This is a genomic window from Rhodococcoides kyotonense (genome assembly GCF_900188125.1).
Classification (GTDB): domain Bacteria; phylum Actinomycetota; class Actinomycetes; order Mycobacteriales; family Mycobacteriaceae; genus Rhodococcoides; species Rhodococcoides kyotonense.
The window spans coordinates 13,590-29,694 of record NZ_FZOW01000032.1 but is presented as its reverse complement, the minus strand read 5'-3'; the positions used below and the strand labels follow the sequence as shown (position 1 = coordinate 29,694).

General features: G+C 65.2%; 3 protein-coding genes. 2 read left to right on the top strand and 1 reads right to left on the bottom strand.

Annotated elements, in window-relative coordinates; all coding sequences use genetic code 11:
- Positions 1–107 precede the first annotated feature (107 nt).
- Positions 108–1,127, top strand: coding sequence for an alpha/beta hydrolase (locus CHB96_RS28380; protein ID WP_089252684.1), 1,020 nt, complete (start codon positions 108–110; stop codon positions 1,125–1,127).
- A gap of 194 nt (positions 1,128–1,321) precedes the next feature.
- Positions 1,322–15,091 (top strand): non-ribosomal peptide synthetase, encoded by a 13,770-nt coding sequence (locus CHB96_RS28375; RefSeq protein WP_089252670.1) that lies wholly within the window; start codon positions 1,322–1,324, stop codon positions 15,089–15,091.
- On the opposite strand, the gene CHB96_RS28370 is transcribed toward CHB96_RS28375, so the two are convergent.
- A complete protein-coding gene (locus CHB96_RS28370) occupies positions 15,088–16,047 on the bottom strand; it encodes an esterase/lipase family protein (RefSeq protein WP_245866280.1) in 960 nt (319 codons plus the stop codon). The genes CHB96_RS28375 and CHB96_RS28370 overlap by 4 nt on opposite strands.
- Positions 16,048–16,105 lie beyond the last annotated feature (58 nt).

Below are 16,105 nucleotides of genomic sequence, written 5' to 3'. Positions count from 1 at the left end.
CGTGGTCGACACGGCTGCAGTCGAGCGAGCAGAACCTAACGAGAATGGTGAAAGTAGAACTCATGCGTCGAACGAAGCCACGCACGTTGTCCGCCGTCGTCAAGCGAATGGCGGTCGTGTCCGTCGCACTGGTCGTGCCTTTCGCCGGACTCGCAGGGACTGCCTCGGCCGACCCCGTCGTCGACAACGCCGCACCTATCGCCAACGCGACGTCGAGCAACGGTTCCAAGGTCACCAGGATCGAGACCAAGAACGACCGTGAACTGACCATGTACGTCTACTCGGCGTCGATGGACAAGGAAATCCCGCTCGACGTGTTGCGTCCTGCCGACACCAGCACACCCCGTCCGACGCTGTACATGCTCAACGGCGCAGGTGGCGGCGAGGACTCCGCCACGTGGCGCGCACGGACCGATGCGTACGACTTCTTCCGAGACAAGAACATCAACGTCGTCTCGCCGATCGGTGGCAAGTGGAGCTACTACACCGATTGGAAGCAGGCCGACCCGGTTCTCGGGGTCAACAAGTGGAAGACCTTCATGACCGAAGAGGTTCCGCCGCTCGTCGACGCGGCCCTCGGTACCAACGGTGTGAACGCGATCGCAGGTCTGTCCTCGTCGGGCACATCGGTTCTGCAGCTCGCCATCGCGAAGCCGGACCTCTACCGCGGCGTCGCCGCATACAGCGGGTGCGCTCAGACGTCCGATCCGATCGGGCAGACCTTCGTCAAGCAGGTCGTCGAACTGTACGGCGGCGGCAGCACCCTCAACATGTACGGGCCGGACAACGACCCGATGTGGGCCGAGAACGATCCCTACGTCAACGCCGAGCAGCTGCGCGGGCTCGATCTGTACATCTCGAACGGCAACGGCCTGCCCGGCATGTACGACAACCTGAACGGCCCCGACATCAACGGCAAGGTTCCCACCTTGGCCAACCAGATCATCATCGGTGGAGTCATCGAGGCTGCCACCAACTACTGCTCGCACAACCTGCAGAACCGGTTGAACCAGCTGAACATCCCGGCGACGTACAACTTCCGTGACAGCGGGACCCACTCCTGGGGCTACTGGGACGACGACCTGAAGAACTCCTGGCCGGTCCTCGCACACGCCCTCGGAATCTGACGGCCCACTGCTCGAGAATTCTCACAAATGCCTCTCTCCTCACCGGAGGGAGGCATTTGTTTCAGTAGCCTGGGGTTTGCCGCCGACCCCGGCGGGGAACATCTGACTGCTCAGTACCGACGTCCCAGCCAGATCCAAGTCTCGGCAGATCGTCTGTTCGTTGCCGTCGACCCAGGAGATGGGAGGAACGCCGCGTGGCGCACGATCGACACACAGGCCGTGTGCTGTCGATCAGCGACGTTCCCTCCTTGATCTCGCGTGCGGCACAGATCGACCCGGACAGGGCGGCGCTGACCCTCGACGGCACGACACCGTCCCTCGCGCGGATCGACGCGGACGTCCGCGCTCTCGACACGGCGATGGGCGGCGTGCTCGGCGCGGAATCTCTCGTGCCCCTCGTGTTGTCCGCCATCGCTCCCGGCGCACTCGAAGCTGACAACGGGGAACTCGACCGAGCCGTCGACGCCCTGCTCGCGACGGTTACCGACGTACTGGGGCTCGAAGTCGGGGCCGGGCCGATCACTCTGGTCGACGCCTTCGAGGCGTCCGTTCGGCGCACACCCGACCGCGTTGCGGTCGAGCATCGAGACGAGACACTCACGTACGCACAGCTGGACCGTCGGGCATCGGGGCTCGCGGCGATGCTGCGAGCGGTCGGCGCCGGGCCGGACCGGACCGTCGGATTGGCGTTGTATCGGTCGCTCGATCTCGTCGTCGGGATGTACGCGATCCTGAAGTCGGGCGCCGCGTACGTCCCGCTGGACCCGGACCATCCAGTCGAGCGACACGAGTACGTCCTGTCCATTGCCGATCCCGTCGTCGTGCTCACCGACAGCGTCCTCGCGGACCGGCTTCCGGCCGGGGTGACGACGCTCCGGATCGACCGCGTCGAGTCCGAGCACACAGCCGACGACCAAGTCTCGTCAGCACGAGCCGACGACCTCGCGTACGTCCTCTTCACGTCGGGATCCACGGGCCGTCCCAAAGGCGTCGCCGTGTCGAATCGCGCGATCATGGCCAACATCGCGTGGCGTCAACGCACCTACCGCCTCACCGAGGACGACGTCGTACTCCAGAAAACGCCCTTCACGTTCGACGTGTCAGTGTGGGAGTTCTTCTGGCCACTCCAGGTCGGCGCGCGACTTGTGCTGGCAGACCCCGGTGCACACGTCGACGCCGACTACCTCGCCGACACCATCCGCCAGTCCAGTGTGTCGGTCGTGCATTTCGTGCCGTCCATGCTCGCCGCTTTCGTCGACGCAACCGCCGCACGCACCCTTCCGACGCTGCGGTACGTGTTCGCGTCGGGTGAAGAACTGTCCGCCTCGACAGGCGCTCGATTCGCCGGCCGATTCACCGCCGAGTTGCACAACCTCTACGGTCCGACGGAAGCGGCCGTCGACGTCACCCATCATGCGGTCACGGCAGCCGACGACGCAGTCGTACCGATCGGCACCGCGGTCGACGACACCTACCTGTACGTCCTGGACTCCGGTCTCGGTCGCGTTCCGTCGAACATCGTCGGCGAGTTGTACATCGCCGGAGTGCAACTCGCGCGTGGGTACTTGTCCGGGCCCGCCAAGACCGCGGATCGCTTCGTTGCCGACCCGTTTCGGGCGGGCGAGCGTATGTACCGTACAGGCGACCTGGTCAGACTGTCCGACGACGGCGAGTTGATCTATCTGGGCCGCACCGACTTCCAGGTCAAGCTCCGTGGACTGCGCATCGAACTCGGCGAGATCGAATCGGTGCTTCAGGCGAACCCGTCGGTCGCCGACAGCGCCGTTCTCGTCCACGGCGAGAAACTCGTCGGCTATGTCGTTCCGTCTGCCACGGCCACAACGGATCTCGATCTCGACGACGTCTGGACAGATCTCCGGCGCACCTTGCCCGCCTACATGGTCCCCGCCACGCTCGTGACATTGGAGCGCATGCCCGTCGGGACATCGGGAAAACTCGATCGCACCGCACTGCCGAAGCCGGTCGACCGACGTGGCGAGTTTCGAGAACCCGTCACCGACACCGAAATCGCAGTCGCCGAAGCATTCTCCGAGATTCTCGACATCGATCGGATCGGGCGTGACGACGACTTCTTCACCCTCGGCGGTAACTCGCTGAGCGCAACGCGGGTCGTGACACGTTTGGGTACGCGCTTCGGAATCCGAATCGGAGTTCGCGACTTCTTCGATGCCTCGACGGTCGCCGAATGGGCTCGTCTGATCGACGACGCCGAGCCGGCAGATTCGGCGAGCGGTCACGCACTGACGGCGAGGTCGTGGCCGGAGCGGATTCCGTTGTCGCTTGCGCAGCAACGGATGTGGTTTCTGAACCGCCTCGACCCCACGTCGTCGGTGAACACCATCTCGATTGCTCTCCGGTTGTCCGGCGACCTGGACACCGAGGCCCTCGAGGCGTCCGTGGGAGATCTCGTTGCCCGCCACGCATCGCTGCGGACGCGCTACCCGGAGATCGGCGGAGTCGGGTATCAGTCCATCGGTGCGGTCGACGACGCCGAGATCGACTGGCGTGCACTTCGAATCGAAGAGAAGGATCTGCCCGACCGAATCACGGCGGTGGTGACGACACCTTTCGACGTCGGGACAGCAGCGCCGTTCCGTGTTCGACTGCTCCAGACCGACGCGGACGAGCACATTCTCGTCGTCGCCGTTCATCACATTGCCGCAGACGGCTTTTCGATGGTCCCGCTGACCCGCGACGTGATGACCGCGTACGCGTCGCGGCGGGTCGGGCGCGCACCCGACTGGCAACCACTGTCGGTGCAGTACGCGGACTACACGCTGTGGCAACGGGAACTCCTCGGCAATCCCGACAACCCGGTGTCTCCGATCGCGACGCAGGAGAGGTACTGGGTCGACACGCTCGGCGGGCAGTCCGATCTCGCCTTGCCGGCAGACCGGGCCCACCCCTCGCACGCGTCGGGCATCGGACGTCGGCACGTGCTGTCCATCGACGCAGACACGCACAGCAGGCTCGCCGCGCTCGCCCGAGATCACGGCGTCACGGTGTTCATGGTCGTGCACGCGGCGCTGGCTGTGCTGTTGGCACGCTTGTCGGGAAGTGCGGACGTTGCCGTTGGGACACCGGTTGCGGGTCGTGGTGAGGCTTCACTCGACGACGTCATCGGAATGTTCGTCAACACCGTTGTTCTGCGAACGCGCATCGACGGGGAACAGAGCTTCGGAGGCGTCCTGACGCAGGCGCGGGAGGTGGATCTGTCGGCGTTCGCGCACGCGGACGTGCCGTTCGAGCGTGTGGTCGAGGTGGTGGATCCTCCCCGTGAGACCGGGCGTCACCCGCTCTACCAGGTGATGCTGACGTTCGGTGACGTCGGAGGAATCGACTTCGAACTCGACGGGCTCACTGCCCGCGCTGTGGACATCGACGTCGCGCTTGCCAAGGTCGACCTCGACTTCACCGTCCTCGAGGCCAACACCCGATCCGGCGGGATGTCGATCGCCATCACCTATGCGACCGACATCTTCGACGCCTCGACCGTCGCTGTGATCGGTCGGCGTTTCGGTCGGATACTCACGGCGGTGGCGATGGATGCGACGGCTGCTGTCGGCGATATCGATCTGGCCGACGACGCGGAGCGGGTGTTGCTCGAGGGTGTCAACGACACTGCGCACGAGGTGGATTCGTCGGCGACGTTGGTGTCGTTGTTCGATGCGCAGGTCGTGAGGACTCCTGAGGCGGTGGCGTTGGTGTTCGAGGGCGAGTCGTTGACGTACGCGGAGTTCGATGCTCGCGCGAATCGTGTTGCGCGGTATTTGGTGTCGCGTGGAATCGGTCCGGAGTCGTTGGTGGCTGTGGCGATGCGGCGGTCGTTGGATCTGATGGTCGGGTTGTACGGCGTGATCAAGGCGGGCGCGGGGTATGTGCCGGTGGATCCGGATCAGCCGGCGGAGCGGGTCGGCTACATTCTCGAGACTTCGGGTGCGGCGTTGGTGTTGTCGACGTTGCGGGATGGTGTCGTCGCGGGCGGGGTGTCGGTCGTGGAGTTGGATCGAGTCGATGTGGACTCGTTCTCGGATGCGCCGGTGACGGATGCGGAGCGGGTGTCGCCGTTGGTGGCATCGAATGTGGCGTACGTGTTGTTCACGTCGGGTTCGACGGGTCGGCCGAAGGGTGTGGCCATCAGTCATCGGGCGATCGTCAACCGCCTGGTGTGGATGCAGGATCAGTACGAGCTTGCCGGCGATGACGTTGTCGTGCAGAAGACGCCGGTGACGTTCGATGTGTCGGTGTGGGAGTTGTTCTGGCCGTTGCAGGTCGGTGCGCGCCTTGTTGTGGCGCGTCCGGATGGGCATCGTGATCCGGTGTATCTCGCTGGGTTGATGCGTGATGAGCGGGTGTCGGTGGCGCATTTCGTGCCATCGTTGTTGGCGGTGTTCGCGGCCGAGCCGGCTGCGCGTGAGGCGTCGGGTCTGCGGTGGGTGTTCGCGTCGGGTGAAGCTCTGCCGGTCGCTACCGCACGGTCGGTCGCGGCGACGCTTCCGGCTGCACGGTTGGTGAACCTCTACGGCCCGACGGAGGCGGCCGTCGATGTGACGTATCACGAGTACACGTCGGATGACGTGGTCGTCGTTCCGATCGGTCGCCCGGTCTACAACACCGAGGTTCGTGTTCTCGATGGCCGTCTGCGTGCGGTGTCGGTCGGCATGGTGGGTGAGTTGTATCTGGCGGGTGTGCAGTTGGCGCGTGCGTATTACGGTCGTCCTGATTTGTCGGCGGATCGTTTCGTGGCGGATCCGTTCGGTGATGGTGGTCGGTTGTATCGGACGGGTGATCTGGTGCGGTGGTCTGCGTCGGGTGAGTTGGAGTACATCGGTCGGTCGGATTTTCAGGTGAAGTTGCGTGGTCTGCGGATCGAGTTGGGGGAGATCGAGTCTGCGTTGCTGACCGATGCGTCGGTCGCACAGGCCGTCGTCCAGGTGCGTGGCGACCGCCTCGTCGGTTACGTCGTGCCCGCTACAGGCTCATCGGTGGATACGGACGCTGTGTCGGCGTCGGTGGCGAACCTGGTACCGGACTACATGGTGCCAGCAGTGCTGCTCGTCCTGGACGAGTTGCCGTTGGGGCCGTCGGGCAAGCTCGACCGAAAAGCATTGCCGGATCCGGTGTTCGAGGTTCGGCCCTTCCGTCCACCCGTATCGGACACCGAACGGACCGTCGCGCGCGTGTTCGAGGACATCATCGGTGTGCCGCGTGTGGGTCTGGATGACGACTTCTTCGCACTCGGCGGTAACTCGCTGGTCGCGACGCAGGTGGTCTCGCGGCTCGGTGCTGCGCTCGACGCCCAGATCCCGGTCCGTGCACTGTTCGACGCGTCGTCCGTGGAAGGGTTGGCAGCGCTCGTGCACGACACCGTCGGATCCGGCGGCCGTGTTCCACTCGTCGCAGGCCTCCGCCCGGATCCGGTTCCGTTGTCCCTTGCGCAGCAACGCATGTGGTTCCTCGACAGATTCGAACCCAACTCCGCTGCCTACAACATTCCGATCGTCGTCAGGCTTCGCGGTGGGCTCGACTCGGCCGCGTTGGCACTCGCGATCGACGACGTCCGCATCCGTCACGAGTCGCTTCGGACCATCTACCCGGACGTGGACGGTGTTGGATACCAACAAGTCCTGCCGCCCTCGGAGTCTCCCTTCGTCCTCGGCATCGACGACTGCTCCGAGACGGAAGCCCTGCACGGCATCCGACGCCTCGTAGTCCAGGGGTTCGAACTGGACGCCCGCGCGCCGTTCCGCGCGCATCTGTACCGGATCAGCGAGACGGAAGAGATTCTCGCCGTCGTCGTGCATCACATCGCTGCCGACGGATTCTCGATGGGACCGTTGATGCGGGACATCGTCGCGGCGTACGCGGCACGGCGGGACGGTCTCGATCCTCGGTGGGACAGCCTCCCCGTCCAGTATGCGGATTACGCTGTATGGCAACGGTTGATGCTCGGAGACGAGGCCGATCCGTCGTCCGTCATGAGCAGGCAGATCGCGTTCTGGACGCGACAACTCGACCGGATGCCGGAGCAGCTCGATCTGCCCACCGATCGTCCCCGCCCTGTCGTTCTCACCGAACACGGTGGCATTCACGCGTTCGGGATCGACGCAGCGCTGCATCGATCCGTGGTGGCTCTCGGACTCGAGGTCGGGTGCACGCCGTTCATGATCGTGCACGCAGCGTTCGCGATCACACTGGCGCGGCTGTCGGGAACCGACGACATCGCGGTCGGAACACCCATCGCCGGACGTGGTGAACGAGCGCTCGACGACGTGATCGGCATGTTCGTCAACACGCTCGTCCTGCGGACGACAGTGTCCGGGGCGATGTCGATTTCCGAGATGCTGCACGCAGTGCGCGACGTCGACCTCGACGCGTTCGCGCACTCCGACATTCCGTTCGAGCGTCTCGTCGAGATACTGGACCCACCCCGATCGACCGCACGTCAGCCGCTGTTCCAGGTCATGCTCGCGTTTCAGAACCTCGAACGCACGATCGTGGAGCTTGCCGGGCTGAGCGCTGCGGGCGTCGAGCTCGAGACCGGTCTGGCGAAGTTCGACCTGTACCTGACGATGTCGGAGGAATTCGACTCTGCGGGTGAGCCTCTCGGCATGCTGGCACAGTTCCTGTACCTGACCGACCTGTTCGACGAGTCCACCATCGTCCGTATGGGGGAACGCTTCGTCCAGATCCTACGGACGATCGTCACGGACAGGTCGCGGATCGTCGGTGACATCGACGTCGTCGACGACTGCGAACGTGCCCTGGTGCTACACGAGTGGAACGCGACGCAGGTCCCATCGACCGAGGAGCTGCTCCTCGACTCCTACCGCGCTCGAGTGCAGACAGATCCCGATGCAGTTGCACTGACGTTCGCGGGCGAGTCTCTCACGTATTCGGAGTTCGACGATCGCGTCAACCGGCTCGCTCGGTATCTGATCGGACAGGGGATCGGCCCCGAAACGACTGTCGCAGTGACTCTGTCGCGCTCGATCGACATGTTGGTCGCGCTCTACGCAGTCGTCACTGCGGGAGCTGCATACGTCCCCGTCGATCCTGGCCAGCCGGACGAACGGGTCGACTACGTACTGGACACGGCGCACGTGACAGTCGTGCTGTCGGCGTCCGACATCGCACTGACATCTCTGCATCGGCGTATCGACATGGATACGCTCGACCTGAGTGCGGTGTCCGCCGCCGCGATCACGGATGCGGATCGAATCGCGCCGCTGCGCCCGGACCATCCGGCCTACGTCCTGTTCACGTCGGGGTCGACCGGGCGGCCGAAAGGCGTCGTCGTCAGTCACCGAGCGATCGTCAACCGGCTGAATTGGATGCAGGCCGAGTACGGGCTCCGCGGCGACGACGTCGTCGCCGCGAAGGCGCCGGTGACGTTCGACGTGTCGGTGTGGGAATTGTTCTGGCCCACCGCCGTCGGCGCTCGAATGGTGATCACGGCACCCGACGGGCACCGTGACCCCGCCTACCTGACCGCGCTGTTCGCGGACGAGGGGGTGACCGTCGCACACTTCGTCCCGTCGATGCTCGCGGTGTTCGTCGCCGACGACGCGGTGACCGAGATCCGATCGCTGCGCTGGCTGTTCGCGTCGGGCGAGGCGTTGCCGGTGGCGACCGCTCGTGCTGCGCGCGGAGCGCTGTCGTCGGCGCGGGTAGTGAATCTGTACGGACCGACCGAGACTGCCGTCGACGTGACGTACCACGAGTTCTCCACCTCGGACGACTCCGGCGTACCGATCGGACGACCGGTGTCGAACACTCGCTGTCTCGTCCTCGACGGCAGGCTCCACCCCGTTCCGCCGGGGGTCGTCGGCGAGCTCTACGTTGCAGGGGTGCAGACGGCACGGGGGTATGCGGCGCGGCCGGGACTGTCGGCCGAGCGGTTCGTCGCGGATCCGTTCGATGCCGGCGGCGGACGCATCTACCGCACCGGTGATCTTGTTCGTTGGAATCACGACGGTGAGCTGGAGTACCTCGGGCGCAGCGACTTTCAGGTCAAGCTGCGAGGACAGCGCATCGAACTCGGTGAGATCGAGGCCGCACTTCTGGCGCATCGTGGAGTGGCGCAGGCAGTGGTAGTGCTGCGCACCGATGTCACCGTCGGCGACGTACTGGTCGGATACGTGATCCCGGAGCCAGGGGCAGTCGTGGACCCGGCAGAGGCGCGTCGGACCGCGGCACTCGGTGTGCCGGACTACATGGTGCCGACGTCCGTGATCGTCGTCGATGCGTTTCCCGTCGGCCCGAACGGAAAGCTCGATCGCCGTGCACTTCCCGACCCTGTCTTCGAGGTCACGGTGTTCAGGGCGCCGTCCACACCGATCGAAGAGCTCGTTGCAGCAACCTATGCCGACCTGCTCGGCGTCGAGCAAGTGGGACTCGACGACGACTTCTTCTCACTCGGCGGCAACTCCCTGACGGCGACGCGTGTGGTCGCGAGGCTGTCGGCGGCACTCGACCTCGACGTCTCTCTCCGAGCCGTGTTCGAGGCGCCCGGAGTAGAAGCTCTGGCCGCGCGCGTTGAGTCGAATACCGAATCGGTTTACCACCAACCGATTCGGGCCCGACGCGACACGCATGCCCCCGTCCCGTTGTCCCTGGCGCAACAGCGGATGTGGTTCCTCAACCGGCTCGATCCCGACTCCGCTGCGCACAACGTACCGGTGACGATTCGATTGACCGGACAGCTCGACGTCGATGCATTCACGGCCGCATTCCACGACGTGACGGCACGGCACGACATTCTCCGGACGAAGTATCCCGACATCGCAGGCGTCGGGTACCAGGTCATCGAGCCGGTGGCCGAAAGTACCGTCGGGCTGCAGATCGAAGACGTGGATGTCGACGCGGCGCCGTCGCGCGTGCTCGAACTCGTGGGGACCCGTTTCGACGTCACCGACGCGGTCCCGGTCCGTGCGACGCTGCTGCGAGAATCGGCGACGACGCATGTGCTCGTCGTCGTCGCCCATCACATCTCGGTCGACGGATATTCGATCGGCCCGCTGACACGAGACCTCGTGCGGGCGTACGCCGCTCGCACCTTGGGGCAGGAGCCCGGGTGGGAGCGGCAGGCGATTCAGTACGCCGACTTCTCGGTATGGCAGCGCAGTGTGCTCGGTTCCACCGACGATCCGTCGTCGATCGCGTCGACGCAGATCGACTACTGGACGACGCAACTCGCCGATCTACCCGACGAGATCGAACTGCCGTCGGACCGTCCACGCCCGCGCGTGGTGTCGCACTCCGGTGCGGTGGTGACGGTGTCGATCGGTGCCGAATTACGCAGCAGAACAACCGACATCGCTCAGGCTGCGGGTGCGACGCCGTTCATGGTGATGCATTCCGCTCTCGCCGTCCTGTTGGCCAGGCTGTCGGACACCGACGACGTGTCTGTGGGCACCCCGGTCGCCGGACGCGGCGAAGTAGAGCTCGACGACATGATCGGGATGTTCGTGGGGACGCTGGTCCTGCGTACGAGGATCGACACGGGAACGTCGTTCGCGAGTGTGTTGGCCGGTGTCCGTGATGTGGACCTGTCCGCATTCGCGCACGCGGACATACCGTTCGAGAAATTGGTGGAGGTCATCGACCCGGACCGTTCCCGTGGCCGGCATCCACTGTTCCAGGTCATGCTGACCTTCCAGAATGTGGCACAGACGCACCTCGAGCTGCCGAATCTGACGGTCAGCGGTATGGAATTCGATGCGGTACAGGCGAAATTCGACCTGCAGGTGACGATCGCCGACGCGCCCGGTGACGACGAGGGCTGGCTCGTCGAATTCACATACGCCACCGACTTGTTCGACCGTTCGACCGTCGAAGGCTGGGCTTCGGGATTCGTTCGGCTCCTCGCCGGTCTGGTCGACCATCCGGATCTACCCGTCGGCGACGTCGACTTCGTCTCGCGCGACGAACGCACGGCGGTCGTGAACCGTTGGAGCGCATCGGGATTCGGTACCGACTCGAGATCGACGACGCTGGTTCACGCGTTCGAACGTGCAGCACGACTGTTTCCCGACAACGACGCTGTTCGCCATGGCTCCGCCACGTGCTCGTACGCCGAACTGGCGGACCGGGTCGATGCACTCGCGCACCGATTGATCGCCGCCGGCGCACGGCCGGAAACCCTGGTGGCAGTGATGCTTCCGCGATCGATCGACCTCGTCGTCGCGCTGCTCGCAGTGGCGACCTCAGGGGCTGCGTACCTGCCTGTCGACCCGTCGTACCCGAAGGACCGGATCGATTTCGTTCTCGACGATGCCCGGCCCGTCGTCGTCGTTGCGCCGCGCGGTGGTACGGGTTTCGGATCGATACCGGTGATCGATGCGACAGAACACATCTCGGACGACGTCCGCCCGGTCACGGACGACGACCGTGATGGGGCATTGACGTCTCGCAACGCGGCATACGTGATCTACACGTCCGGTTCGACCGGCCGACCCAAGGGCGTCGTGGTCACGCACGACAATGTTCTTCGATTGTTCGCCAACACTGCGCAGACGTTCCGCTTCGACTCCACCGACGTGTGGACGATGTTCCACTCGTACGCATTCGACTTCTCCGTGTGGGAGATGTGGGGTCCGCTGGTGCACGGCGGAACACTCGTCGTCGTCGATTACTACACGTCGCGTTCTCCCGAAGCGTTCCGCGAGCTGCTGTCGGCCGAGCGGGTCACCGTCCTGAGCCAGACGCCGTCGGCGTTCCACCAATTCGCCGAAGTCGACAGAGTGCTTCCTCCCGTCCCATTTGCTCTGCGGTACATCGTGTTCGGCGGCGAAGCACTGGAGCCGCGTCGTCTCCAGAACTGGATCGAACGACACGGTGACGGCTCGGTCGGTGCAACGCTCGTCAACATGTACGGGATCACGGAGACGACGGTTCACGTATCGGTTCGACCGGTGACGAGGAACGACATCAGGTCGGCGTCGATGATCGGTGTTCCGATCCCCGGGTTGCGCGTCTATGTCCTGGATCGACGACTGCGGCCGGTTCCGGTCGGCGTTGCGGGCGAGATGTACGTCTCGGGCGGTCAGGCTGCGCGCGGGTACGTCGGGCGTGCGGGATCGACCGCATCGCGGTTCGTCGCCGATCCGTTCGGCGACGGCGGTGTGCTGTACCGGACCGGTGACCGCGCGAGGTGGGTTCGGGTCGGGTCGAGCGGCGAACTCGAATATCTCGGCCGCGCAGACGATCAGGTCAAGGTGCGCGGCTTCCGCATCGAACTCGGCGAGGTCGAGGCAGCGGTGTCCGCGCAACCGTCCGTGGCTTCCGTGGCCGTGGTGGTCCGGGACGATCCGCCTGCAGGTGTTCGACTCGTCGCCTACGTGGTTCCGGCCGCGACCGAACACGTGGACCTGGACGAGCTGCGGCGAGGCGTCGGAAAGTGGGTGCCGGACTACATGGTTCCGTCGGCGTTCGTCGTCGTCGACGCGATACCCCTCACCGTGAACGGAAAGCTCGACCGGCGCGCTCTTCCGGCGCCGGTGCTGATCGAGAAGGCATTCCGTGCGCCGTCCAATCCGATCGAGGAAGTCGTCGCCGACGTGTTCGCGGACGTGCTCGAGCGTGAGCGAGTCGGCGCCGACGACGATTTCTTCGCCCTCGGCGGGAACTCGTTGGTGGCCACCCGCGTCGTCTCCAGACTGTCGGCGGCACTGGATGCGCGCGTCGAAGTGCGCATGCTCTTCGAATCGTCCACGGTGGCAGAACTCGCGGAACGGCTCGGGTCCGGCGTGGGCACAGGCAACCGTCGGGCACTCGTCGCGAGGACGAGGCCGGACAGCATCCCGCTGTCGTACGCACAGCGTCGAATGTGGTTGGCCAACAAGCTCGATCCGACGTCGGCGGCCTACAACATCGCGTTGGCGCTGCGCATGAGCGGCGTCCTCGACGTCGACGCGTTGATGTCGGCCGTGACCGACGTGGTGGCCAGACACGAGACGTTGCGGACCCGCTATCCGGACGTCGACGGTATCGGAACACAGCAGGTGCTGGCGGTGGCCGATATCGGTCCGGTCGCGGCAGTCGAGAACGTCGACGAGGACCACGTTGCCCGACGCGTCGGGGAGCTGACCGCGCAGTCGTTCGACGTCGGTGCTGCTGTCCCGCTGCTGGTACGTGTGCTCGAGGTGTCCGAGACCGAACACGTCGTCGTGCTCGTCGTCCATCACATCGCAGCGGACGGGTTCTCGATGGGACCGCTGACCCGAGACCTGATGACCGCGTACGCCGCTCGGTCACAGGGCGGGCTTCCCGACTGGGCGCCGCTCACCGTGCAGTACGCCGACTATGTGCTGTGGCATCGGGACATACTGGGCGACGCCGACGACCCGTCGTCGGTCATTGCGGCTCAGGAAGCGTTCTGGCACAGCACGTTGACCGATCTCGCGGAGCAGGATGGTCCGACTGCCGATCGCCCACGGGTGGGGGCGTCGACCGGCGTTGGAGGCACGCACGAGTTCGTGCTGGACCGGCAACTACTCGATCTGCTCGACAACGTTGTACGGAGGCACAATTCGACGTTGTTCATGGCATTGCACACGGCTGTGGCGATACTTCTCGCACGGCTGTCCGGCCGTGAGGACATCGCGATCGGTACCCCAGTGGCGGGACGAGGTGAGTCCGCGCTCGACGATGTCGTCGGGATGTTCGTCAATACGCTCGTCCTGCGCACCCTCGTGTCGCCGGACGCCACCGTCTCCGACGTGCTGAGCATCGCCCGAGACACCGACCTCGACGCGTTCGCCCACGCGGACGTTCCGTTCGAGCGAGTCGTCGAACTACTCGATCCGCCGCGGTCCGACTCGAAGTCCCCGTTCTTCCAGGTCGTCGTCGCGCTGCAGAACCACGGCACGACGTGGCTCGAGCTGCCGGGACTGTCGATAGTCGGGTTGGACTCCGGACAACAGACGGCCAACTACGATCTGCAGTTCGTGTTCTCCGACGGGGTAGGGGAGGACGGAGCCACCGCTGTCACGTGCACGATCGTCTACGCGACGGACATCTACGATCTCGCGACAGTCGAGTCCCTGGCCACACGGCTGACGCGGGTGCTGCAGGTCGTCGCAGAGTCACCCGACACGACCGTCGCAGACGTCGACGTACTCACCGACACCGAGCGTGCGGAACTGGCAGGCCGGCCCGCACCCGCCGCGCCGCGTCGGGAGACACGGTTGCTCCCACAGACGATCGACGGCGCAGTCGAGACGGAACCCGACGCGCCTGCCGTCGTCACCGACGACGGCGAGGTGACGTTCTCCGACATTGCGGCGCGCGCGGCGCGTCTGGCACGGTTCCTCCTTGCTCGGGGCATCGGACCAGGGGATCGCGTCGTCGTCGATCTCCCGATGTCCACCGAATACGTCGTCGCATCGTGGGCCGTGTGGTCGGCGGGAGCGGCGACCGTCGTCGAACATTCCGTCGCAGCCTCCGGAATCGACGTGGTCCTCACCTCGCGGGAGCGGAGCAACGCAGGCAGGACCACGATCGTTCTCGACGACCCGGAGACGGCCACCGCGGTCGCCGAACAGTCGCCGAGGTCTGTCGATTACGCGATGCGGAGTCGACAGCTGTCGGGCGACGACCCCGCGTTCGTCGTCGTCGACGCTGCAGGCGAGACGGTCCTGTCGCAGAAGGACGCCGTCGCGGCTGCCCTCACCTCGGCGCACGAGTGGGACCTCACCTACGACGCGCGGATTCTGGTCGCCGAATCGCCTCGCGCGTGGGACGGATTCGCGGTGCTCGTCGCTGCGGTCGTCGGAGCGTCGATCGCCGTCACTGCCGATCCTGTCGACGTGGGCGACACCGTCGAACGACTGTGGGTCTCACACGTCTTCGCGCCGTCGACCACCGATCTGGACGCCGAGGCCCTTGATCTGGACGCGCTCGTCGATACCGACAGGAACCCCTGGCGGGCGGTGCGCTAGCTGGGTTCCGCGCACACCAGAGGGTTGGTCTCCGCATAGCTGGGATCGAGCGCGGTACTGATCATGTGTGCCACGTCGGGATCACGCGTCAAACCCATGTGCGACGCCGTGTTCGCGGGGCAGACGTCCTGAACCCACTCGTTGGTGACCTGGCCGGTGCCACCGTCGTCGAGGAACGTGCGTTCGGGCGGGGTCACGACGGCGTCGAAGCGCGTCGCGATGACCGTGTACTCGACACCGGGCATCACTTCGCTACCCGAGTTCAACTGCTTGAGCAACGGTGAGCCGATGAGCTGCTGCGTGCCTGCGATGCCGAAGATCAGCTGAGAAGTGATGTCACGAGGCAAGCCGAGGGACACGCCGACCAGGTAGAGCTGTTGCAGGCCCGCGAAATTGGTGCCGTGATTGGTGGCGCCGAGGGTGATCAGTTGGTGGACCTTGGCCTTGGCCGGATCGGCTGCGTCGGCTCCGCCGTTGAACTTGAGGTATTGCCGGGCCAGAGTTCCGCCCTGAGAGTGGCCGATGAGGTCGACTTGGGACGCACCGGTGCTGGCGAGGACCGCGTCGACGAATTCGTCGAGCTCGACAGCAGACTTGGTGATGTCGTCGATACCCCAGACCAGGCGGCTGTGGTCCCACATGACGGGCATCGCTCCGTAATTGAGCGCGAACACGCAGTACCCCTGAGCGGCGAGGTCAGGAGACAGCGTCGGCCAGCTTTCCTGCATGTCGGTGTCGGTTCCGTGCACCAGCACGACCGGCCGAGGATGAGCTTCCGACGGCGTGCACGACCAGTCGTTCGACCCCTCGGGCGGCACACCCATCTGATCGACGGACGGTGGCGGCGCTGCTGCGGCACTCGGTGCCGTGACGACTGCTCCGACGCCGAGGAGAAGCAGCAGCGAGGCGAGTAGAGAGTGGGTCCTGCGTGCACGGGTCGTACCGCCGAAACTCAACTCTGTGCTCCTTTGCTGTCCCTGTGACTTGCTCGTGCGAGGTTCGTCAGGTCGTTTC

What these genes read in the sequence shown, in the direction of transcription:
- CHB96_RS28380 (WP_089252684.1), top strand. Translation starts at nt 108, where the DNA reads ATGGCGGTCGTGTCCGTCGCACTGGTCGTGCCTTTCGCCGGACTCGCA.